Source organism: Micromonospora haikouensis (genome assembly GCF_900091595.1).
GTDB classification, from domain to species: domain Bacteria; phylum Actinomycetota; class Actinomycetes; order Mycobacteriales; family Micromonosporaceae; genus Micromonospora; species Micromonospora haikouensis.
Window position 1 is genome coordinate 153015 of sequence record NZ_FMCW01000005.1, and the last position, 21919, is coordinate 174933.

A 21919-nucleotide genomic window follows, 5' to 3' on the forward strand; every position below is an offset into this window, starting at 1 on the left:
CGTAACCGCTGGTCATCCCCCTGCCGGCGCCGACGGCGACGGAGCTGAGCCGCCACTGGGCGAGGCGGACGGCGAGGCCGAGGGCGCGGCCGGGGCGGCCGGGCTGGCCGCCTGCTGGGCCTGCTGGAACGCCGTCATCGCCTCGTCCAGGGCCTTGAGCGCCCGGCCGTACCGCTCGAAGTCGCCGGACGTCTGCGCGGCCTTGACCTCGGCGATGGCCGACTGCACCTTGGCCGCCGCCTCGGCCAGCTCGCCGGTCAGCGGCGGGGCGTTGCTGCCGTCACCCGGGGGCGGGGTGCCGCCGGTCGGCGGCGGGGTCCCGCCCTCGGCTGCCTGCTTGCCCTGCTCGACGAGCTGCTTGATGCCGTCGGTCAGGTTGTTGGCCAGCACCACGTACGAGCCACCGTCGCCGTAGGAGAGCAGCACCTTCTGCAACAGCGGATACGCGTCCTGCTGGTTGCTCTTCACGTAGACCGGCTCGACGTACAGCATCCCGTCGCCGAACGGCAGCGACAGCAGGTTGCCGTACTGCACCTGGGCCTGGTTGGAGGAGAGCAGGTTCAGCTGCTGCCGGATGTTGGCGTTGTTGGTCATCTGCTGGTGCACCTGCACCGGCCCGGAGATCCGGGTCTGGTCGGGCAGCTCCAGCACCTCCAGCTGCGGCTTGCCGTCGACGTACGAGCCGGAGATCAACGCGGCGAGGTTCTGCCGGCCGTTCGGGGTGACGGCGGAGGTGAGCTGGAAGCGCGGCGCGGCCTGCCCCGGGAACTGCGTCCACAGGTAGTACGGCGGCTGCTTCTGCCCGCCGTCGGGGTTGTCCGGCACGTTCGGCACCTGCCAGAAGTCCTGCGCCGAGTAGAAGTCGCCCGGGTCGGTGACGTGGAACTTGGTCAGCAGGTTGCGCTGCACCTTGAACAGATCGGCCGGGTACCGGAAGTGCTCCCGCAGCTCGGCCGGGATCTTGTCGTTCGGCAGCACCAAGTCCCCGCCGAACGCCTTGTTCCACGCCTTGAGCACCGGGTCGGTCTGGTCGAACTCGTACAGCCGGACCGTGCCGTCGTACGCGTCGACCGTGGCCTTGACCGAGTTGCGGATGTAGTTGACGTTCTCCCGGGCGAGCTGGAACGTGCCCCGGCCGGTCAGCTCGTCGGTGGTCTCCGACTGGAGGTTGACCCGCTCGGCGTACGGGTAGGTCGCGGCCGTGGTGTAGCCGTCGACGATCCACTGCACCCGGCCGCCGACCACCGCCGGGTACGGGTCGCCGTCGAGGGTGAGGAACGGCGCGACCTTCTCGACCCGGTCCCGGGGGTTACGCACGTACAGCAGCTTCGAGTTCTCGTTGACGGCCTCGGAGAGCAGGAAGTTGGACTCCTGCTCCTTGATGGCGTAGAGCAGCCGGCGGCTGAACGAGCCGATCTCGACGCCGCCCTCGCCGGTGTACGTGTAGTACTGCTCGCCGCCGGTCTGGGTCGGCCGGTCGAACTCGGCGTTGCGCTCCGGGTTGGCCTGCCCGACGATCGCGTAGTCCTCGGGCTCCATCCGCTCGCCGTAGTAGATGCGCGGCTGGGTGGCCGGGATCTGCTCGGTCTGCGCGGAGCACGCCTCCTGGGTCTTCTCGCCGAGGAAGCCCGAGACGAAGTACGGCTGGCCGCCGCACACCACCTGGTTGGCCGGCGCGGCCACCAGCCCGTAGCCGTGGGTGTAGACGGTGTGCCGGTTGATCCAGGTGTTCTGCTGGTCGGTCAGCTCACCGTAGTTGACCTCCCGGACGCCGACCACGTAGTCGGAGGTCTTGCCGTCCACCGCGTACCGGTCGATGTCCAGCTTCGGGCCGAAGTCGTAGAAGCCCCGGACCTGCTGGAGCTGGGTGTACGTCTCGGAGACGAGCTGCGGGTCGAGCAGCCGGACGTTCGGCACCACGGAGGCGTCGGTGCCCAGGCTCGCCGGTGGCACCAGGTTGCTCGCCGCGTACGGCTGGATCTTCGTGTCGGCCAGCCCGAACGCGGCCCGGGTGGCGTCGATGCTGCGCTCGATGTACGGCGCTTCCTTGTCCTTGGCGCTCGGCTTGACCTCGAAGGTCTGCACGGCCCACGGGTAGATGCCGCCGATGGCGACGGCGGAGACGCCGAGCAGGGCCAGCGAGATGCCCGGCCACACCAGGTTCCGCATCACCGCGTTGGAGAACACGATGATCGCGATGGCGACCACGACCGAGATGTAGGCGAGGATCTCCTTGGCCGGCAGCAGCGCGTTGATGTCGGCGTACCCGGCGCCGTAGAGCTTCGCGCCCTCGTTGTACTCCAGCAGCATGCTGCGCCGGTCCAGCACGTACGCCACGGCCTTGAGCAGGACGAAGACCGCGACGAGCGTGCTCAGGTGGGCCCGCGCGGCGTTGGTCATCCGGTCCCCGACGCCCTGCAGGCGCACGCCGCCGAAGATGTAGTGCACGGCCAGCGCGCCGAGCAGGGCCAGCACCACCGCCGTGAAGCCGACGCCCAGCACGTAGCGCCAGAACGGCAGCTGGAAGACGTAGAAGCCGACGTCGACGCCGAACTCCGGGTCCTTGACGCCGAAGTCGCCGCCGTTGCGGAACAGCAGCCACTGGTTCCACCGGCTCTGCGCCGACAGCCCGGCGAAGAGGCCGACCACCAGGGCGACCAGGCTGATCCAGAGGCCGAGCCGGGGGCCGAGCACCATCCGGTAGCGTTCCAGGGTGGCCTGCTCCAGCGAGTGGGGCCGCAGCTTGGGGCGCAGCCGGTGCGCCAGCCAGAGGTTGCCGCCGACGACCAGCGCCATCGCGAGGCCGACGACGAGGAAGAGCAGCAGCCGGGTGGCCAGCACGCCGGTGAAGACCTGTGTGTATCGCACCTCGTCGAACCACAGCCAGTCCGTCCACGCCTGCACCCCCCAACCGAGGAGGGTGAAGAGGACGAACACCCCGACCAGGACTCCGATGGTGACGCGTCCGCGCCGGCTCATCCTCGGCAGGGGGCTGCTACGCATGACCACTGTTTGGCTCCGCACGCTCGATGTGATCGGCTCCGACCAGGCACCCAGAGTACGGGGTGTTCCTGAGAGTGTCGGCCCACGGTCACGCCGGGCGGCGGGTCGGGCGGGCGCGTCGGTCAGCAGCGGGTGGGCTGGCCCCCGGCGCGGAGGGTCTCCAGGGCGGTGAGCGCGTCGGCCAGCGACCCCACCCTGAGCAACGGCAGGTCGGGCTGCGGGTTACGCACCGCCTCCGCGCAGTTCGCCTCCGGCACCAGGAACACCTTCGCCCCGGAGTCCTTCGCGCCGACCAGCTTCTGGGCGATCCCGCCGATCGGGCCCACCCGGCCCTCGTCGTCGATGGTGCCGGTGCCCGCGATGATCGTCCCGCCGGTGAGGTCGGCCGGTTCCAGCTTGTCCACGATCCCGAGGGCGAACATCAGGCCGGCGCTCGGCCCGCCGATGTCGCCGAGGTCGATGGAGAGGGTGAACGGGTGCGGCTGCTGCTGGTCGATCTCGACCCCGATGCGCGGCCGGCCGTCGGACTCCCGGCTGGTGATCCGGGCCGTGGCGGCGGCACCGGCGCGGGTGTAGCCGACGGTCAGGCCGGTGCCGGCCGGCTTCGCGCGGATCAGCTCGGTGAGCTTGCCCGCGCTGGTGACCGGCGTGCCGTCGACCGAGGTGACGATGTCGCCCGGGGAGAGCACCCCCTCCGACGGGCCGCCCGCCGTCACGGTCTTGACCAGCACCTGGACGGGGAAGCCCAGCTCCCGCAGCGCGGCGGTCTCGGCGCTGGTCTGGGAGTTGCGGAAGTCCTCCTCGTTGCGCTGCTCGACCTCCTGCTGGGTCTCCCCCGGCGGGTAGACCAGCTCGCGGGGCACCACCGCCTCGTCGGCGGAGAACCAGCCGGCCAGCGCGGACCGCAGCCGCACCGTGGGCTGCACGCCGACCGTGGTCAACCGCAGCTGGCCGGCGGAGGTGGACGTCGCCCGCCCGGTCACCTGGATGACCTCCTTGCCGTCCACGGTGCCGAGCGTGTTGACCGTCGGGCCGGGGCCGAGCACCACGTACGGGATGGGCGCGTTGAGCACGCCGAAGCTGAGCAGGGCGGTCAGCAGGGCACCCAGGAGGACGGTCACGCCGCGACGTCTCATGGCGGTGAGCGTACCGAGGCCGCGGCGGGATGCCCGAGGGTGACGGGGACTTCGCCCTCGGCGCAACGCCGGTGGCGGCTGCCTGGGGCGCAGCCCGCGTACCGTAGAGGTCGTGCCTGATATTCCGTTCGGTTTCGCGCTCCCGGGTGGGCAACCACCAGACCCCAACGATCCCGCGGCGATGCAGCAGTTCATGTCGCAGTTGCAGCACCTGCTCTCGGCGCAGGGCGGCGGACCGGTCAACTGGGACCTGGCCCGGCAGGTGGCCGCCAGTCAGCTCGCCGCCACCGGGGACCCGGCGGCCTCACCCTACGAGCGGCACGCCGTCGAGGAGGCGCTGCGCCTGGCCGACCTCTGGCTGGAGCCGGCCACCGCCTGGCCGACGGGCATCCGCACCTCGCTGGCCTGGAACCGCAACGAGTGGATCTACAAGACGCTCGACGTCTGGCGCAAGCTGTGCGACCCGGTGGCCAGCCGGATGGTCGGCGCGATGGGCGACCTGGTGCCGCCGGAGGCGCGCGCCCAGCTCGGCCCGATGCAGTCGATGGTGGCGACGCTGGGCGGCGCGCTCTTCGGCGGGCAGCTCGGCCAGGCCCTCGGCTCGCTCGCCGCCGAGGTGCTCTCCGCCGGCGACATCGGCCTGCCGCTCGGCCCGGCCGGCACGGCCGCGCTGATCCCGGCCAACATCCGGGTGTACGGCCAGGGCCTGGAGCTGCCCGAGGACGAGGTCCGGCTGTACGTGGCCCTGCGCGAGGCGGCCCACCAGCGGCTCTTCGAGCACGTGCCGTGGCTGCGCGGGCACGTGCTCACCGCCGTCGAGACGTACGCCTCGGGGATCCGGGTCAACCGGGAGGCGATCGAGGAGGCGATGGGCCGGGTCGACCCGACCGACCCGGAGTCGATGCAGGCGATCGCCCTGGAGGGCATCTTCACCCCGGAGGACACGCCGGCGCAGAAGGCGTCGCTGGCCCGGCTGGAGACCGCGCTCGCCCTGGTGGAGGGCTGGGTCTGCCACGTGGTGGACGACGCCGCCGGTGAGCGCCTGCCCAACGTCGTACGCCTCGGCGAGGCGTTCCGCCGTCGACGGGCGGCCGGCGGGCCGGCCGAGCAGACGTTCGCGGCGCTGGTCGGGTTGGAGCTGCGCCCGCGCCGGCTGCGCGAGGCGGCGACCCTGTGGGCGGCGCTGACCGAGCACCGGGGCATCGCCGGCCGGGACGCCGTCTGGGGCCACCCCGACCTGCTCCCCTCCGACGACGACTTCACCGACCCGGTGGCGTTCGCCACGGCCCGGCTCGACCTCGACGACGAGCTGGCCACCTTCGACTTCACCGCCCCGGGCGGCCCCCAGGAGCAACCCCCGCCCACCCCCGGCACCCCGGAACCCCCGGACTCCCCCGACTCCCCACCCCGCCCCTAACCCACCCCACCCCACCCCACCCTGCCCCCGCCCCACCTCGGCCCGGTGATCAAGAGAAAAGTGTCAAAGTCGATCTTCACGATGACGCAAACCTCTTGATCACCGCGGGCTGGGCGGGCGGGCTGGGTGTTGGGGTGGGCGGGCGGGCCGGGTGTTGGGGTGGGCGGGCGGGCCGGGTGTTGGGGTGGGCGGGCGGGCCGGGTGTTGGGGTGGGTGGGGCGTCAGGGGTGGGGGGATGAGAGGAGGGCGCGGGTGGTTTCCCAGCCCTCCACGGCGGGATCCAGGGCGGCCAGGTCGGCTGGGCCGCGCATCCGCCGCCAGGCGGCGGTGACGGCCACGTCCCCGGGGCGCGGGGCGGCCCGGCGCACCTCGGCCGGGTGGGCGACGTCCAGGTCGACCTCGGGCAGCCACGCGGGCACGGGCAGCCGGGACGCGACGCCGAGCAGGCCGGTGCCGGAGCCCTCGACCGGGGCGAGGGCCACCGGCCGCGTGGTCAGCGGGCGGAGCAGCTTGCCGACGGTCAGGCCGGGCAGGTCCGGGGCGTCGGCGGCGACGACGGCAGCCTCGTCGTACCCGGCCCCGGCCAGCGCGGCGAGGACGGCGGTGCCGGTGGCGGCGGGCACCTCGTACACGGCCATGCCCGGCCAGGTGACGGACTCGGCCAGGGCACGGTCCGCCGGGACGGCCGCGATCGCGGTCTCGACCTCCTGGAGGGTGGCGAGCAGGTCCACCACGTCCTCGGCGAGCGCGGCCCGCCAGGCCGCCGGGTCGATCCCCGGGGGCGTCCACGCCACCGGTCCGAGCAACGCCACCACCACACGTCGGGCCACGCCCCGACCCTAGACGAGCCCCACCGGAGACCCACCCCACCCCGCACCCCCACCCTGCGCCACCCCACCCACCCGCCACCCACCCGCCACCCACCCGCCGCCCCGCAGCCCGCCCCGCCAGCCCCACTCCCGCGCCGATCTTGCACTTTCGGCCCCCCGAAAGCCCGTTTCACACCATTCGCCGGGGCCCCAGCTGCAAGATCGGCGCGGGCTGGGGGCGCGGGTGGCGGGGCGGGCGCGGGCGGGGCGCGGGCGGGGTACAGGTGGGGTGGGGTGGGTGGGTGGGTGGGTCAGTCGGTCAGGGGGGTGCCGGAGGCGGCGGCCACGCCCTCCAGGTAACCGCGGGCGCGCTCGGCCTTGGGGTAGCGCCCGACCAGCGCCCAGAACCGGGCGTTGTGGCTGGGCACGATGAGGTGGGCCAGCTCGTGCAGCAGGACGTAGTCGATCACCCAGTCGGGCATGTCCTGGATGCGGTGCGAGATGCGGATGGTGCGGTCGGCGGGGGTGCAGGAGCCCCACCGGCCGTTCTGGTTGGTCACCCAGCGGACGCTCACCGGGACGGCCTGGTCGCCGTACTCGGCGAGGTAGAGGCCGCGCAGCCGGGTGGCGCGGCCGAACAGCTCGTCGTCGGTGCGGACCAGGCGCCCCTCGCGGGCCGCCAGCCGGGCCAGCATCCGGTCGACCCACTCGGTCTCCTCGGCCCGGGAGAACTGGTCGGGGATCAGCACCACGACCCGTTCCCCGTCGCGGTAGGCGGACACCGTGCGTCGCCGGCGCTGGCTGCGCCGTACTTCGACGACCGGCTTCCGCGCCCCTGCCATCAGCGGGCCGCGCAGCCTTGGATTGCTGTCACGAAGGAAAGCTAATGGGTACTGACCAGGGGTCCGCAAGAGTCAACACCACGACACGCGCCCGGAAAGTCATGGTTGGTGACCAGGAGTCCCGAAAAAAAACCTTGCGGACCGTCACGGAGGGGCTCCGTCACGGTTCGTGGTGGCCGCGTCGGGAAGCCGCGCGCCTCCGCCCCACGGTATGTGATCACGCCGCCGGCCGCCCGCCGGGGGCCGCCTCTCGGGCGATCTGAGGGGGTTCACCCGGCGTGTCCCCGCGAAACTGACTTATCCGACGTAATTCGGCATGCACACTCTCGACGTCGACTTGCTCACAGTGTCGAAGCACAGCTGACATGGAACCGCCCGCACCTGGGTAGGGTCCGCGGACCAGCGGTCACGAGCGTGGCCGCGGAGAAGTCCCGGCGTCGGCGCCCCCCGTGGCCCGCCGCCGGGCAACCCGCCGGAACCGGATTGACCGGCGGACGAGACGAGGAGGACAACCGTGGCCGACCAGGCCCAGACCTACAACGGTTACTGCGTCAAGTGCAAGGAGAAGCGGGACTTCGAGGGGCACGTCGAGGTCTCGAAGACCGGGATGAACATGGCCAAGGGCAAGTGTCCGGTGTGCGGCACAACAGTGAACCGCATCCTGGGCAAGGCGAAGGTCTGACCCGTTCGGGTCCGGCACGGGGGAGGGCGGCCACCGGTCGCCCTCCCCCGTCGCGTTGCCGGTGCGCGCCCGTGTCGGTCACCCGACACAGTTACCGGCGAGTTGTGGATAACCCGCCATTCGCTGTGGATAACCCTGCGTAGGCGGGTGCGCACCTGTGGACAACGATCGACGGAAAGCAGGGACTCGGTCACGATTCGTCGTCATGGACCGCGAACCGCTGCCCCGCCCCACCCTGCTGCCCGGCCTGACCCGCCTCTGGCGGGACCGGCACACCCTCCAGCTCGGGCTGGAGCCGGGCCGGGCCGTCCTCGTCGAGGTGGCCAACCCCCGCGCCGTCCGGGTGCTCGACCTGCTCGACGGCACCCGCAGCGAGCGCCTCGTCCTCGCCCACGCCGCCGGGGCCGACGTGCCACGGGACGAGGCGCGCGGGCTCGTCGACGCGCTGTGCGCCGCCGGGCTGGTCGTACCCGCGCACACGCTGCTGCCCCGCGACCTCGCGGGGCCGGCGCGGCGGCGGCTCAGCGCGGAGGCCGGGGCGCTGGCGTTCGCCGCGCCCGCGCTGCCCGGCACACCGGCCCAGGTGCTGCGGCGGCGCCGCGCCGCGCGGGTGCTGGTCACCGGCGCCGGACGGCTCGGCGCACCGGTCGCCGTCGCGCTCGCCCAGGCCGGGGTCGGGCACGTACGCCCGGACCTGGCCGGGCCGGTGTGCCCGGCCGACCTGGTGGGCACGGGTCTCGCCGCCGCCGACCTGGGCCGGCCGCTCGCCGCCGCCGTACGCGACGCGGTGGACCGGGTCGCCCCCGGCACCGCCACCCGCCCGCTGCGCGGCGGTCGACCCGATCTCGTGCTCCTGCTCGGCCTCGACCGGCCGGCGGCCCTCGTCGCGGCCGGTTTCGCCCAGCGTCGTCAGCCGCACCTGCTGCTCGGCCTCCGCGAGGGGGTGCCCACGGTCGGGCCGCTGGTCCGTCCGCCGATCGGGCCCTGCCTGCGCTGCGTCGACCTGCACCGGACGGACCGGGACCCGGGCTGGCCGACGCTCGCCGCCCAGCTCGCCACCGACACCCCGGACCAGGCCGGCGGCGCGGCGACCCTGCTCGCCGCAGCCGGGTACGCCGCCGCCGAGGCGCTGGCACACCTCGACGGCGGCACCCCGGAGACCCTCGGCTGCGCCGTGCAGGTCGCCGGACCGGGCCGGCTACGCCGGCGGACCTGGCCGCCCCACCCGTCCTGCCGTTGCGCCGGGCCGAGCCGCTGACTCCCGCCCCCGTTCCGGCCGCCCACGCGCCGGGCCACCGCGCCGGGCCATCGCGCCGGGCCACCGGGCCGGGTCGAGCCGTTGACCCACGCGCCGCCCCCACGCGACGGGCCGCCGTGCCGGGCCGCCCTGCCGGGCCGCGCCGCTGATCCACCCGGCGGGCCCTGCCCGGCGGCGACACGGGCGACCACGATCCGGGGGCGGACCGCCACGATCCGGGGGCGGACGGCCCCGGCCCGGCAGCGGAGCAGCCGCAAGGCCGCCGAGTCGGTAACAATGGCCGGGTGACCGACATCCCGCGCCGGGCCGTGTCCCGGACCGCCAAGCTCGCCGCTCTGCCGCTCGGCTTCGCCGGCCGGACCGTCCTCGGCATGGGCAAGCGCGTCACCGGGCTGGCGTCCGACGTGATCTCCGCCGAGATCCAGCAACGCACCGCCGAGCAGCTGTTCAGCGTGCTGGGCCAGCTCAAGGGCGGGGCGATGAAGTTCGGCCAGGCGCTGTCGGTCTTCGAGGCGGCCCTGCCCGAGGAGATCGCCGCCCCGTACCGGCAGGCCCTCACCAAGCTCCAGGAGGCCGCCCCGCCGCTGCCCGCGGCCACCGTGCACCGGGTGCTCGCCGAGCAGCTCGGCCCGGCCTGGCGGGAACGCTTCGTCTCCTTCGACGACACCCCGGCCGCCGCGGCCAGCATCGGCCAGGTGCACCGGGCCGTGTGGCGGGACCCGGACGACGGCGCGCCCCGGGACGTCGCGGTCAAGATCCAGTATCCGGGGGCCGGGGACGCGCTGCTGGCCGACCTCAAGCAGCTCTCCCGGCTGGGCGGCATGTTCCGCGCGATCCAGCCGGGTCTGGACGTCAAGCCGCTGCTGGTCGAGCTGCGGGAGCGGATCACCGAGGAACTGGACTACGAGCTGGAGGCCGAGTCCCAGCGTGCCTTCGCCGCCGCGTACGCCGGCGACGACGAGATCTTCATCCCGACGGTGCTCACCGCCACCCCCCGGGTGCTGGTCACCGAGTGGATCGAGGGCACGCCGCTCGCCGAGATCATCCGCGAGGGCAGCGAAGAGCAGCGCGACGAGGCCGGGCGGCTCATGGCGATCCTGCACCTGTCCGCGCCGGCCCGCGCCGGGCTGCTGCACGCCGACCCGCACCCGGGGAACTTCCGGCTGCTGCCCGACGGCCGGCTCGGCGTCATCGACTTCGGCGCGGTGGCCCGCATGCCGGAGGGCACGCCCGAGCCGATCGGCCGGCTGGCCGGGCTGGCCCTGCGCGGCGAGGCGGACGCGGTGGTCGACGGGCTGCGCGAGGAGGGCTTCGTCAGCCGGACGGAGCAGATCGACGCCCAGGCCGTGCTCGACTTCATCCGGCCCATGCTGGACCCGGTGGCCGAGGAGGAGTTCCGGTTCACCCGGGCCTGGCTGCGGGCCGAGGCGACCCGGCTGGCCAGCCCGCGCTCGCCCGCGTACCAGCTCAGCCGGCAGCTGAACCTGCCGCCGTCGTACCTGCTGATCCACCGGGTGACGCTCGGCTCGATCGGGGTGCTGTGCCAGTTGGAGGCGAAGGCGCCCTACCGGTCGATCCTGGAGCGCTGGCTGCCGGGCTTCGCCCCGGTCGGCTGAGCCGGGGCGGTGAGGCCGCCGGCTCAGCCGGCACGACGGGCACGGCCGGCTGCGCCGGCACGGTGAGCACCGCCGGCTGAGCCGGCACGACGACGCGGGGCAGGTCGGCCGGCGGCCGACCCGCCCCGCGCGGGTGTGGTGATCGGTTAGTAGACGCCCAGGTCGCGCGCCGACTGGCTGCGGCTGCTCATCGCGACGGTACGGGCGGTTCGGATGGTGCGGGTTGCCTCAGTGCTCGTGGTGGTGCGACCGGCCTGAGGCCGGGGCATTCGGGCCCGGGACAACGCTTCGTGGAGTAGTTGCATCTCGACGGCTCCGTGGGGCATGTGCAGCATGGGTATCGACCTTCTCTGATGTGCTCGGGCCGGTGGACACCGGCGGGGGGTGGTGCGGATCGGGTGTGTCAGGCAGCCAACCGGACGGCGTGACGCGACGCGGACAGCCCACTGGCCGCCAGTCGCGCCTCAGCCTCGACCTTCAGTGCGGCGTCCCGCGCGACGTCCTCCTTGCGCGGGCGGCCCCGGGGCCGCTTGCGCGGGACGACCGCGCCACGCTCGAAGATCTCGCCGCCCCAGACGCCCCAGGGCTCGGCCCGCTCGACCGCGCCGGCGAGGCACTCGACGCGCAGCGGGCAGTCCCCGCAGAGCGACTTGGCCAACTCCAGCTCGGCGGGCTGGTCGGAGAACCACAGGTCGGGGTCGAACTTCCGGCAGGGCAGGTTCGCCTCCAGCTCGACGCTCAGGTCGACGGGGGCCAACGCCAGACTCATCTCCCGGTCACCTCTCTCTCACTTCGATCTCGTGGATCGGATTTCCGACGTACTTCGGCGGGGCAAAAAACTGAGGCCGCGGATCCCGGTAGCGGGTTCCGCGGCCTCGAGGTGAGCCGGTTGGTCTGGTGATCAGACCGGTCTACCTCGAGGTGGAACGCCGCGGACATCAGTGCGCTGCTTGGCGCCGTCGATGCCCATGCCCGTGAAGCCACTGGTCCCCTCGGCTTCGGTGAGCGGCGCGACGGTCAGGTTCAGCTCGGCCTGAACCCGGGCCTGGTGCGCCCACGGAGCCGACGGTCGAGCGGCCGGGGCCACCCGGACAGCCGACAGCGGAACGACGGCAGCGGGCAGCGCCAGCGGACGCTCGTTGATGTAGATCTCCATTGGTGCCACCTCCCTGACGTTTCCTCGATGCCGACTGGGTCTCCACCCCCGTGAGCAGCCGGAATGGCGCTGCTCGCGAGGTGTGTCCTGAGGCTATTCCTCGCCCCAGGGCGAGGGCAAACGAATTTACGGGTCGATTTCCAAAGTTTTCTCTGGGCAGACTTCGTCGACCGCCGCGCCGGCCACGAGGGCCAGCACCGGCTCGCCGTACAGGCCGATCTTGCGGGGGCCGATGCCGGCGATCGCGATCAACTCCTCGGCCCGGCCGGGCCGCCGCTCGGCCAGCGCGGTGATGGTGGCGTCGGTGAAGACCACGTACGCGGGGACCTTCTGCGCGGCGGCCACCCGGGCCCGCCAGTCGCGCAGCCGCTCGTACAGCTCCTCGTCGATGTCGGAGGGGCAGGTGGGGCAGCGGCCGAGCTTGCGGTCGGGGCCGGCGAGCAGCGTCGCGCCGCAGATCCGGCAGGAAACCACCTGGTTGCGGCGACGCTCGGCCCGCTTGGGCGCCGCCGCGCCGGCCCGCTCCGTCGGACCGCCGGAGCGGTCGAGCTGGGGCAGGAACCGCGACGGCCGCCGGGCCCGGCCGCCCGGCGACCGGGCCACCGCGTACGACAGCCAGAGCCGCTGCCGGGCGCGGGTGATGCCGACGTAGAGCAGCCGGCGCTCCTCCTCGACCTGCTCGGCGGTGCGCGCGTACGTGGTGGGCAGGGTGCCCTCGGAGAGCCCGACCAGGAAGACGGCGTCCCACTCCAGGCCCTTCGCGGAGTGCAGGGACGCCAGGGTCACCCCCTCGACGGTCGGCACGTGCTGCGCGGCGGCGCGGCGGGCCAGCTCGTCGTTGAAGTCGGCCAGCGTCACGAGGCGCTGCACGGCGGCGGCCTCCCCGATCGGCAGCACGGGCGGGCTGGCCGCGTGCTCCTCGGCGAGCTGCACCAGGGCCGCGAGCGCCTCCCAGCGTTCCCGGGCCGCGCCGCCGGCCGGGGCGGCGTCGGGGGTCCAGCCGACCGCCGCGAGCCCCTCCACCACGGCGTCGCGCAGCGGGGTCTCGCCGGGGATCGAGCGGGTGGCGGCCCGCAGCGCCACCATCGCCTGGCGCACCTCGGCCCGCTCGAAGAACCGCTCGGCCCCCTGCACCACGTACGGCACCTCGGCCTCGGTGAGCGCCTTCTCGTACGCCTCGGACTGGGCGTTGGTGCGGAACAGCACGGCGATCTCCCGGGCCGGGGTGCCGGCGTCGACCAGGGCCTTGCAGCGGGTCGCCACGGCGGCGGCCTCGGCCGGCTCGTCGGTGAAGATCCGCAGCTCCGGCTCGGGGCCCGGCGGGCGCTGCCCGACCAGTTCCAGGCGCAGCCGCGCCTCGGCGCCCCGGGCCTGGGAGATCACCGCGTTGGCCAGGCCGACCACCTGCGGGGTGGAGCGGTAGTCGCGGACCAGCCGGACGACGGTCGCCCCCCGGTGGCGGCGGGGGAAGTCGACCAGGTACGCCGAGGTGGCCCCGGTGAACGAGTAGATGGTCTGGCTGGCGTCGCCGACCACGGTCACGTCGTCCCGGCCGCCGAGCCACGCCTCCAGCAGCCGCTGCTGCAACGGGTTGACGTCCTGGTACTCGTCGACCACGAAGTGCCGGTACTGCCCCCGGACCTGCTCGGCGACGTCCGGGTGCTCCTCGATGCCCCAGACCGCGGCGCGCAGCATGTCCTCGAAGTCGATCACGCCGTTGGCCCGCTTGAGCTTCTCGTACGCGACGAAGACCTCGGCCACCTTCGCCGGCTCGTGCGGGGTGTCGCGCAGCGCCTTGGCGGCGGCGATCACGTACTCCCCCGGCTCCACGAGGGACGACTTGGCCCACTCGATCTCGCCGGCCAGGTCCCGGGCGGCGGCCCGGTCGGCGCGCAGGCCCACCCGGGCGGCGGCGAGCGTGACGATCCGCGCCTTGCTGTCCAGCAGCTCCGGCATCGCCCGCCCGGCGAGCAGGCGGGGCGCGAAGTAGCGCACCTGCCGCAGCGCGGCGGCGTGGAACGTGCGCGCCTGCACCCCGCCGACCCCGAGCGCGGTGAGCCGGGCCCGCAGCTCGGCGGCGGCGCGGGCGGTGAAGGTCACCGCGAGCACGTGCCGGCCGGAGACCTCGCCGGTCAGGGCGCGGTGGGCGATGCGGGAGGTGACCGCCCGGGTCTTGCCGGTGCCGGCGCCGGCCAGGACGCAGACCGGGCCGGCCGGGGCGGTCACCGCGGCGCGCTGCTCCGGGTCCAGCCCGGCGAGCACCCGTTCCGAGCCTGAGTGAACCCCCACAGCGAGGAATCATCTCAGCTGTCCCGGATGTTGCAGCGGTTAGCCTGGCCTGACCGGACGGGCGGAACGGACCTTGGAGGACGCGATCATGTTGACGATGTACTCGACCCCGTGGTGCGGCTACTGCCACCGGCTCAAGTCGCAGCTCGACCGGGAGGGCATCGCCTACCAGGTGGTCGACATCGAGCAGGACCCGAAGGCGGCCGAGTTCGTGATGAGCGTCAACGGCGGCAACCAGACCGTCCCGACGCTGCGCTTCGCCGACGGCAGCGCGCTCACCAACCCGTCGATCACCCAGGTCAAGCAGCACCTCGCCGGTCTGCCCGGCTGAGCCGGACCCGCGCCGCCCGAAGGTGGCCGCCCCGCAGCTCGGGGCGGCCACCTTCGCGCGTCAGCGGGTGGGGTGCGCCACCTGCGGCTCGGGCTCGGCCCCGGCGGCGGGCCGGCGTTGCAGCGGGATCCGGGGCACGCTGGGCGCGGGCGGCGCGGAGAGCCGGCGGCCCCGCCAGAGGAAGACGCCGGCTGCGGTGGTGACCACGCCGACGAGCACGAACAGCACCCGGTAGTCGAGCACGCCGACGAGCAGCGCGCCGGCCCCGATAGAGATCGCCTGCGGCCCGCTGACCAGCGCCTCCGCCGCCGCGACCACCCGGCCGAGCAGGCCCGGCGGGGTGCGGCGCTGGATGAGCGTGTTGAGGCCCACCGCGATCAGCGGGAGCGAGAGCCCGGCCAGCAGCAGCGCCGCGAACCCCAGCCAGATGCTCGGGTAGGCCAGGGCGACGGCGGCGGGGCCGAACAGGGTCACCCCGGTGGCCAGCGCGCCGACCTCGCCGGCGCGGCGCACCAGGGCGGCGGAGAAGAGGCCGCCGACCAGGCCGCCGATGCCCTGCACGGTGACCAGCACGCCGACGAACGCGGCGTCGCGGCGCAGGCCCTGGTCGACGTACGCGAAGATCAGCGACTCGGTGAAGCCCATCACCAGGGAGCCGAGGCCGTAGCCGAGCAAGGCGCGGCGCAGCGCCGGCTCGCCGGCCAGGTGGCGCAGCCCGGCGCCCAGCTCGGCCGTCCAGCGGGACCCGCCGTCGGCGGGCGTGGCCTCGGGCGCGCGCAGCAGGGCGACCACGGCGGCGGCCGTGACGAAGCCGGTCATCGCCAGCCCGGTCAGCAGCCAGCCGCCGACGGCGGCGTAGAGCGCGGCCCCGGCGAGCGGGCCGACCAGCCGCAGCCCCTGCCGCACGGTCTGCAGGACGCCGTTGGCGTCGGCGAGCAGCTCGACCGGAACGAGTTGCCGGATCAGCCCGGCCAGCGCCGCGCTCAGCGTCAGGTACGACAGCCCGTAGAGGCCCGCGACCACGTAGATGATCCAGACGTCGCCGGGCCGGGAGACCGTGAACAGCGGGGTGAGCAGGGCGGCGGTGGCGAGGTTCGCGGCGACGAAGAAGGGCCGCCGGGGGTACCGGTCGACGGCCCAGCCGACCAGCGGCGCGAGCACCATCGGCGCGATGATCGCGAAGATGGTCGCGCCGGCCAGCCCGTCGGAGCCGGTCAGGTCCTTGACCCAGATCGCCAGGGCGAGCAGCAGGATCGACTCGGCGGCCATGCTGGCCAGGAGTGCGCCGAACAGCAGGCGGAAGTCGGGGCGACCCAGGACGGTGCGCATCGGGTTCCTCTTCTCGGGGCGGGGAGGGTTTCTGTTCTCGGGTTTCTGGAAGACACGCGCCTGTCGGAGGCTCCCGACGCCGGCCGCGCCGTCCATACTGACCGTGGGGGGCGAATTTCATACAGTTACCGTCGCGTCCCGCGGCGGTCGACGGAGATGAGGACACCGTGCCTCCTACCGGACCGAGCCCAGTGCTGCGCCGCCGCAGGTTGGGCCTTGAGCTGCGTAAGCTGCGCGAAGCCGCCGGCCTGACGGGCGACCAGGTCATCGCGCGGGTCGGCTGGGCATCCGCGTCGAAACTGTCCCGGCTGGAGAACGGCCGCAGCCGCCCCGACCCCGCCGACGTCGCCGCGCTGCTCGACCTCTTCGGCGTGACCGAGGCGCAGCGCGACGAGCTGCTCGGCATCACCGGCGAGGCCGGGGACATGCGGGGCTGGCTGCGCAAGTACTCGGTGATGACCCCGCAGCAGCGGAGCTTCGCCGAGCTGGAGGCGGGCTGCGCGGAGATCCTGGAGTACAACCCGGTCCTGGTTCCGGGGCTGTTGCAGACCATCGGGTACGCCCGGCTGCGGATCGTCTCCGCCCGCCAGATCGAGTCCTGGGCCGGCGAGTCGGAGCACGGCGGGACGCCGGAGGACGAGGTGGCCGCCCGGGTGGCCCGCCAGTCGCTGCTGAGCCATCCCGACGCGCCGCGCTACACGGCGGTGCTGGAGGAGTCGGCGCTGGGCCGGCGGGCCGGTCCGCCGGAGGTGCTGCGGGAACAGCTCGCCCAGCTGTGCGACCTGGCCATGCTGCCGCACGTCACGCTGCACGTGCTGTTGCGGGACACCCCGATCGGCAACTGGTATCTCCCGCCGACCGCGTTCTCGATCTACCGGTTCGCCGACCCGCTCGACCCGGAGACGCTGGCGATAGAAGGTGGCTTCACCAACGCCATGTCGACCGAGGTAAACACCCTAAATGCCTATAAAGTGGCTTTCGAGTGGTTGCGCTCGGCGGCGCTCTCCGCGACGGACACCACCTCCTGGCTCTTCGAGGCGGCGGGGCGGCTGGCCGAGGCGGCGGGGCGGCTGGCCGAGGCGGCAGGCCCGTCCACGGCGGCCCACGGGTCGGCAACGGCGCCGGCCCAACGCCGCCGGCACTCCGACCGCCTGACGGATCGGTGAGGACCGGCTCGCCCGGGCGCGCGAAGCCACTCGTTCCATCGGTACAGTCCAATCAGGAGCAGACCATGAACGAGATCCCCGACATGTCCTCCGTTCTCGCCCGGCGGCTGGCCGACGCGCCCTGGCGGACCAGCACCCGCAGCCAGACCTCCAACTGCGTCGAGGTGGCTCCGCTGCCCGGCGGCCCGGCGGCCGTGGCGCTGCGGGACAGCAAGGACCGCAGCGGGCCGGTGCTGCTCTTCGACCGCGCCGGCTGGGCGGGCTTCATCGCCGGCACGAAGGACGGACAGTTCGACCTGAGCTGATCGTCCCGGCCCGATCGGGGCCGCCGGCCTTTAGCCGGCGGCCCCGATCTGCCGTTCAGGCCCGCGACCACGCGCGGCGCGACGTTATCCGATCGGGGGATACGGCGCTCCGACCGTCTCGTTCCATTTGCTGGGACGCGGGCCGCGCGTAACATGTGTCGACAGAGTGACGTGGAACTTCCACCGAGTGCCGTGCGTCACCGTCGCATCCGGAGACCATCATGCGGTTCCTGATCGTTCGCACCGACATCCGCGCCGCCGCCGACGTCGACATCGCGGTCGCCTGGGCCGGCGGTGGCCGGGTGCGCGACGAGATCGTCTCCCCCGAACCGCGCCGCCAGGTGGTGCACGCCGAGGACCGGGAGGCCGCCCTGCTGCTGGCCCGGGCCCTGTCCACGGTGGGCGCGGTCCGCCGCGGCAGGCAGCGCGTCAAGGTGCTGCCGCTCGACGACGCCCCTCCCCGCTGAGCCCGGCCCCGCTGGAGCCGGCCCGCTGCTGGCCCCGGCCCGCTGCTGGACCTGACCCTGCTGACCTGGCCCCTGCGCCGCTCACTCTCCGCACTGACGACCGAGGCGCTCCCGGGCTTTGGCCGATCTCACCCTCCGTCATGCCTCTCGGCCCCCGCCACACATCCCGCGCTCCCTTTGCTCTGCACCCGCCCACGCAGCACCCGTGGTGATCAGAGGCTTTGCGAGGGGGTGGCCGGCGGCGGCCAGATGGTTCCACTACTTTCGGCAACCGTTGCGGATCTGGGTGCAGAGCAAAGGGGGCGGAGCGCAGGGTTGCCGCCGGAGCCACGCGGGCGAATTCTGCGAACTCAGGGTGACGACGAGCCGCCCCTGCGGGCCGAGCGTCGGGCACCCGCCGCACCCGCCGCACCCGCCGCGGCCGCGGCCGTCGCCGCCAGGTCGCCGCGAGCACGAGCCGAGCCGAGCCGGTGTCAGCAGTGGCCGTCGAGCCAGCGGTGGATCAGGAAGAGCGCGATCGACGAGGGCGGGGGCAGGAGCAGGTGCCCGCCGCCGTCGACGGCCACCGGCCGCCCGGCCAGCGCCGCGCCGATCTCCCGGCGGCTGAACCAGCGGGCGTACGCGATTTCGGCCTCGTCCACACGCACCGGCTGTGCCGGGTCGGCCAGGGCGACGAAGCCGAGCATCAGCGAGCCGGGGAACGGCCAGGACTGGCTGCCCGCGTACGTGATGTTCTCGACCGCGACGCCGACCTCCTCGTGGACCTCGCGCACGACGGCGTCCTCGGCCGACTCGCCGGGCTCCACGTAGCCGGCGAAGCAGGAGAAGCGGAGGCCGCCCCCGGTGCGCGGCCAGGCCGCGTTGCTGCCGAGCAGGCAGGTGCCCTCGGGCCCGGCCACCCCGTCGTGCACCAGCGCGATCATCGTCGGGTCGGTGCGCGGCCAGACCCGGTCGCCGGTCTCGTCGACGCGGGACCAGCCGGCCTCGTCGACCCGGGTCGGCTGGCCGGTGACCGAGGAGTAGCCGTGCCGGGCGTGCCAGTTGGTCAGCGCCAGCGCGGCGGTGAAGATGCCGGCGTCGCGGTCCAACAGCAGGTGCCCGACCTCCCGCAGGCCCACCGCCCGGGTGCCCGGCAGCTCCGGCAGCGGCGAGTCCACCGCGAACACGGGCGCGCCGCCGGGCTCGACGCCGAGGAACATCGGCACGGAGCGGGGCACCTCGGGCAGCTCGCCCGAGCCGAGCAGCACCAGCTCCGGCGGGGACGCGTCGGCGCGGACCAGGGCCCGGCCGTCGGCGGCGGAGTCGAGCACCAGGACCCGGGCCCGCTCCCACGCCTCGGCCAGCCACTGCGGGTCGGTGCGCCGGTGCGCGGCCCGGTCCAGAGTGGACCGGGCCAGCGGCGGGGCGGTCTCCCCGCCCCCGCCCCGGGCCGGCCCGCCCCCGACGGTCACGGCCGGACCGGCTCGGTGCGGACGGGGGCGAGGGCCGACAGCGCGGGGGCGACCCGCTCGGCGTCGCCGAGCACCACGGTGACCGCCCGGGCCGGGGCCAGGTAGCGCTGGGCCACCTCGGCCACGTCGTCGACCGTGGCCTTCGCCAGCCGGGCGGCGTGCTCGGCGAGGAACTCCAGGCGCAGCCCGCTGCCCGCGTACGCGCTGGTCAGTGACGCCAGCCCGGCCTGGGTGGACATGCCGAGCTGGAGGGTGCCGAGGGCGTACTGGCGGGCCTGCTCCAGCTCGTCCGGCTTCGGCGGGAGCGTGGCGAGGCGGCCCAGCTCGTACGTCGTCTCCAGCAGCGCCGGCCCGGTCACCTCGGTGGCCACCTCGGCGCCGGCGACCAGCACCGACCCGGCCACCGAGTGCTCGACCAGCGAGTGCGGCCCGTACGTGTAGCCCTTGTCCTCCCGGATGTTCTCCACCCAGCGGGAGGAGAAGTAGCCGCCGAAGAGCAGGTTGGCCAGTTGCAGCGCGGCGTGGTCGGGGTGGGTGCGGGGCACCGCCGGCAGGGCGATGCGCAGCGACGACTGCACCGACCCGGGCCGGTCGACCAGCAGCAGCGGGCCCGGCTCCAGCGGCGGGGCGGGCGGCAGCTCGGCGGTGTGGCCAGCGCCGTTCCAGGCGGCGAGGGCCTTCTCGGCGGCGTCCAGGGCCCGCTCGGGCTGCACGTCGCCGACCAGCACCAGCACCGCGTCGGCCGGGTGCACCCGCTCGGCGTGCAGCCGGCGCAGCGCCGCCGGCCGGACCGCGCGCACCTGCTCCGGCTCGGGGGTCTGCACCGCGTACGGGTGCTTGCCGTAGACCCGGCGCAGCAGGGCGGTGCGGGCCAGGTGGGCCGGCTGGCTCTGCGCCACCTGGATGCGGTCGACCAGCCGGTCCCGCTCGGTGCCGACCTCCTGACCCGGGTACGTCGCGCCGGTCAGCACGTCGGCCAGGATCTCCAGCATCCGGTCCAGCCCGGTGACCAGGCCCGCGCCGGAGAGCATCAGCCGGTCCGGGTCGATGCCGGCCGACAGCCCGCCGCCGACCGCCTGCAGCTCGGCGGCGATCTGCACGCTGGTCATCGACTGCGTGCCGGAGAGCATGGTCTGCGCGAGCATCGCCCCCCGGGCCAGGTGGGTCCGGCCCGTCGGCATCCACAGCCGCAGCTCGACCAGGGGGACGGCCGGGCGGCGTACCGCGATGACGGTCAGCCCGTTGCCGAGCCTCCGCTCGGCCTGCTTGGGCAGCTTGAGCCTGCGGTTCGGGCCGAGCGGCGGCAACGCCCGCGGCGACACGTCTGCCACACTCATCGGGCACCCCCAGGAACAACCTCGATGGACGCGCGGCGCTCCGGCCGCAGGGTGGCGGCGGCGGCCCGGACCTGCTCGTCGGTGACCTCGCCGACCAGCCGGGGCAGGTCGTTGAGCAGCCCCGGCTCGCCGCGCTGCTGCTCCAGCACCGCCATCCGCAGCGCGCGGCCGAGCACCGCGTCGGTGTCGCGCAGCAGGTGGGTGGCCATCCGGGCCTGGGTGCGGGCCAGCTCGCCGTCGGTCGGGCCGTCGGTGGCCAGCCGGTCGAGCTCCTCGTCGACGGTGCGCAGCACCTTGTCGACGTCCCCGCCGGGCGGCAGGTGCGCCTGGAGCAGCAGGGCGGTGGGGTCGCGCACGTCGAACGGGTCGCCCATGAAGCCCACGTACCCGCCGAGGCTGGTGACCGCGCGGTCCCGCTGGACGAGCCGCTCGACCAGCCGGGACGCGTCGCCGTCGGTAAGCACCTCGGCGAGCACCACGTAGGGCAGGTAGCCGGCGAAGTCGGTGATCGGATCGGGCACCCGCCAGGCCGAGGCCACCGCCGGCAGCGGGGCCAGGGCGTCGGTGTACGACGAGCGCCGCTCGGCGGTCAGGTCGGGCTCGGCGAAGTCGGGGCGGTCGGGGGCGGGCCGGGCCGGCACGTCGCCGAAGTGCCGCTGCACCAGCGCGGTGGCCTCGGCCACGTCCACGTCCCCGCTGATCGCGAGGACGGCGTTGCCGCTGGCGTAGTAGCGGCGGAAGAAGTCGGCCGCGTCGTCGACGGTCGCGGACTCCAGGTCGTCGAAGGAGCCGTAGCCGTCGTGCGCGTTGGGGAACGTGTCGAACATGACCGGCGGCAGGGTCAGCCAGGGGAACCCGCCGTACGGCCGGTTGAGCACGTTGACCCGGATCTCCTCCTTGACCACGTCGACCTGGTTGCGCAGGTTCTCCTCGGTCAGCCGGGGGCCGCGCATCCGGTCGGCCTCCAGGAACAGCGCCCGCTCCAGGGCGTTGCTCGGCAGCGTCTCGTAGTAGTCCGTGTAGTCGTGGTGGGTCGACCCGTTGAAGGTGCCGCCCGCGCCCTGCACGTGCCGGAAGTGGGCCAGCTTCTCCAGGTTCTCCGAGCCCTGGAACATCAGGTGCTCGAAGAGGTGGGCGAAGCCCGTGCGCCCCTCGGGCTCGGAGCGGATGCCGACGTCGTAGACGACCGCCACCCCGATCACCGGTGCGCTGCGGTCGGGGGTGAGCACCACCCGCAGGCCGTTGTCGAGGGTGAACCGCTCGACCGGGTACTTCGTCGCTGGAATTCTGGATCTCCGCGCCGCCACGGGTCGACCCTAGCGCGT

The 21919-nt window shown here is 74.0% G+C and carries 19 protein-coding genes; 8 read left to right on the forward strand and 11 right to left on the reverse strand.

The window, feature by feature from the left end; genetic code table 11:
- Positions 1-12: 12 nt before the first annotated feature.
- Together GA0070558_RS07015 and GA0070558_RS07020 are read right to left on the reverse strand one after the other, a co-directional pair.
- Complete coding sequence (locus tag GA0070558_RS07015; protein WP_256091796.1) at positions 13-3003, reverse strand: UPF0182 family membrane protein; 2991 nt, start codon at positions 3001-3003, stop codon at positions 13-15.
- A gap of 122 nt (positions 3004-3125) precedes the next feature.
- A complete protein-coding gene (locus tag GA0070558_RS07020) occupies positions 3126-4139 on the reverse strand; it encodes a YlbL family protein (RefSeq protein ID WP_176734128.1) in 1014 nt (337 codons plus the stop codon).
- 181 nt (positions 4140-4320) lie between these two features.
- On the opposite strand from GA0070558_RS07020, the gene GA0070558_RS07025 reads away from it, so the two are divergent.
- Positions 4321-5556: a zinc-dependent metalloprotease gene (locus GA0070558_RS07025; RefSeq protein ID WP_052503872.1), complete on the forward strand. Its 1236-nt coding sequence runs from the start codon at positions 4321-4323 to the stop codon at positions 5554-5556.
- Between the two features lie 221 nt (positions 5557-5777).
- Here the strand turns inward: GA0070558_RS07025 and GA0070558_RS07030 are convergent, their stop codons facing one another.
- Positions 5778-6386, reverse strand: coding sequence for a hypothetical protein (locus GA0070558_RS07030; RefSeq protein WP_091276992.1), 609 nt, complete (start codon positions 6384-6386; stop codon positions 5778-5780).
- Positions 6387-6676: 290 nt separating this feature from the next.
- A complete protein-coding gene (locus tag GA0070558_RS07035; RefSeq protein ID WP_043965850.1) occupies positions 6677-7207 on the reverse strand; it encodes a M48 metallopeptidase family protein in 531 nt (176 codons plus the stop codon).
- A gap of 514 nt (positions 7208-7721) precedes the next feature.
- On the opposite strand from GA0070558_RS07035, the gene GA0070558_RS33290 reads away from it, so the two are divergent.
- From GA0070558_RS33290 to GA0070558_RS07045, 3 genes are all read left to right on the forward strand, one after another.
- Complete coding sequence (locus GA0070558_RS33290) at positions 7722-7889, forward strand: DUF5679 domain-containing protein (RefSeq protein ID WP_007464795.1); 168 nt, start codon at positions 7722-7724, stop codon at positions 7887-7889.
- A 205-nt stretch (positions 7890-8094) separates the two neighbouring features.
- Positions 8095-9147, forward strand: coding sequence for a ThiF family adenylyltransferase (locus GA0070558_RS07040; RefSeq protein WP_091276995.1), 1053 nt, complete (start codon positions 8095-8097; stop codon positions 9145-9147).
- Between the two features lie 284 nt (positions 9148-9431).
- Entirely contained in the window at positions 9432-10763 is a 1332-nt protein-coding gene (locus GA0070558_RS07045) for an ABC1 kinase family protein (RefSeq protein ID WP_091276997.1), read from the forward strand.
- Between the two features lie 403 nt (positions 10764-11166).
- Here the strand turns inward: GA0070558_RS07045 and GA0070558_RS07055 are convergent, their stop codons facing one another.
- From GA0070558_RS07055 to GA0070558_RS07065, 3 genes are all read right to left on the reverse strand, one after another.
- Positions 11167-11532 (reverse strand): WhiB family transcriptional regulator, encoded by a 366-nt coding sequence (locus tag GA0070558_RS07055; protein WP_043965842.1) that lies wholly within the window; start codon positions 11530-11532, stop codon positions 11167-11169.
- 132 nt (positions 11533-11664) lie between these two features.
- Positions 11665-11919, reverse strand: a complete 255-nt coding sequence (locus tag GA0070558_RS07060; RefSeq protein WP_091277001.1) for a hypothetical protein — start codon at positions 11917-11919, stop codon at positions 11665-11667.
- Positions 11920-12045: 126 nt separating this feature from the next.
- Positions 12046-14208: an ATP-dependent DNA helicase UvrD2 gene (locus tag GA0070558_RS07065; protein WP_091277004.1), complete on the reverse strand. Its 2163-nt coding sequence runs from the start codon at positions 14206-14208 to the stop codon at positions 12046-12048.
- Between the two features lie 88 nt (positions 14209-14296).
- On the opposite strand from GA0070558_RS07065, the gene GA0070558_RS07070 reads away from it, so the two are divergent.
- A complete protein-coding gene (locus tag GA0070558_RS07070) occupies positions 14297-14539 on the forward strand; it encodes a mycoredoxin (RefSeq protein ID WP_043965836.1) in 243 nt (80 codons plus the stop codon).
- Positions 14540-14599: 60 nt separating this feature from the next.
- Here the strand turns inward: GA0070558_RS07070 and GA0070558_RS07075 are convergent, their stop codons facing one another.
- Positions 14600-15868 carry an MFS transporter gene (locus tag GA0070558_RS07075; protein WP_091277007.1) on the reverse strand — a complete coding sequence of 423 codons (1269 nt, stop codon included), beginning with the start codon at positions 15866-15868 and terminating at the stop codon, positions 14600-14602.
- A gap of 167 nt (positions 15869-16035) precedes the next feature.
- Here GA0070558_RS07075 and GA0070558_RS07080 point away from each other — a divergent pair, with 167 nt between their 5' ends.
- The 3 genes from GA0070558_RS07080 to GA0070558_RS07090 all read left to right on the forward strand — a co-directional run bounded on the left by GA0070558_RS07080 (position 16036) and on the right by GA0070558_RS07090 (position 17806).
- Positions 16036-17034 (forward strand): helix-turn-helix domain-containing protein, encoded by a 999-nt coding sequence (locus tag GA0070558_RS07080; protein ID WP_091277010.1) that lies wholly within the window; start codon positions 16036-16038, stop codon positions 17032-17034.
- 65 nt (positions 17035-17099) lie between these two features.
- Positions 17100-17339: a DUF397 domain-containing protein gene (locus tag GA0070558_RS07085; protein WP_091277014.1), complete on the forward strand. Its 240-nt coding sequence runs from the start codon at positions 17100-17102 to the stop codon at positions 17337-17339.
- Positions 17340-17560: 221 nt separating this feature from the next.
- Positions 17561-17806 (forward strand): hypothetical protein, encoded by a 246-nt coding sequence (locus GA0070558_RS07090; RefSeq protein ID WP_043965829.1) that lies wholly within the window; start codon positions 17561-17563, stop codon positions 17804-17806.
- A 473-nt stretch (positions 17807-18279) separates the two neighbouring features.
- Here GA0070558_RS07090 and nudC read toward each other — a convergent pair whose 3' ends face one another.
- From nudC to GA0070558_RS07105, 3 genes are read right to left on the reverse strand one after another with little or no spacing between them, the layout of a single operon-like run.
- Positions 18280-19257, reverse strand: coding sequence for an NAD(+) diphosphatase (gene nudC / locus GA0070558_RS07095; RefSeq protein ID WP_091277016.1), 978 nt, complete (start codon positions 19255-19257; stop codon positions 18280-18282).
- The gene (locus tag GA0070558_RS07100; RefSeq protein ID WP_077938426.1) at positions 19254-20594 is read right to left on the reverse strand and encodes a M16 family metallopeptidase; all 1341 of its coding nucleotides are present in this window, start codon (positions 20592-20594) and stop codon (positions 19254-19256) included. The genes nudC and GA0070558_RS07100 overlap by 4 nt, the downstream gene beginning before the upstream one ends.
- Positions 20591-21901 (reverse strand): M16 family metallopeptidase, encoded by a 1311-nt coding sequence (locus tag GA0070558_RS07105; RefSeq protein ID WP_091277019.1) that lies wholly within the window; start codon positions 21899-21901, stop codon positions 20591-20593. The genes GA0070558_RS07100 and GA0070558_RS07105 overlap by 4 nt, the downstream gene beginning before the upstream one ends.
- Between the last annotated feature and the right edge of the window lie 18 nt (positions 21902-21919).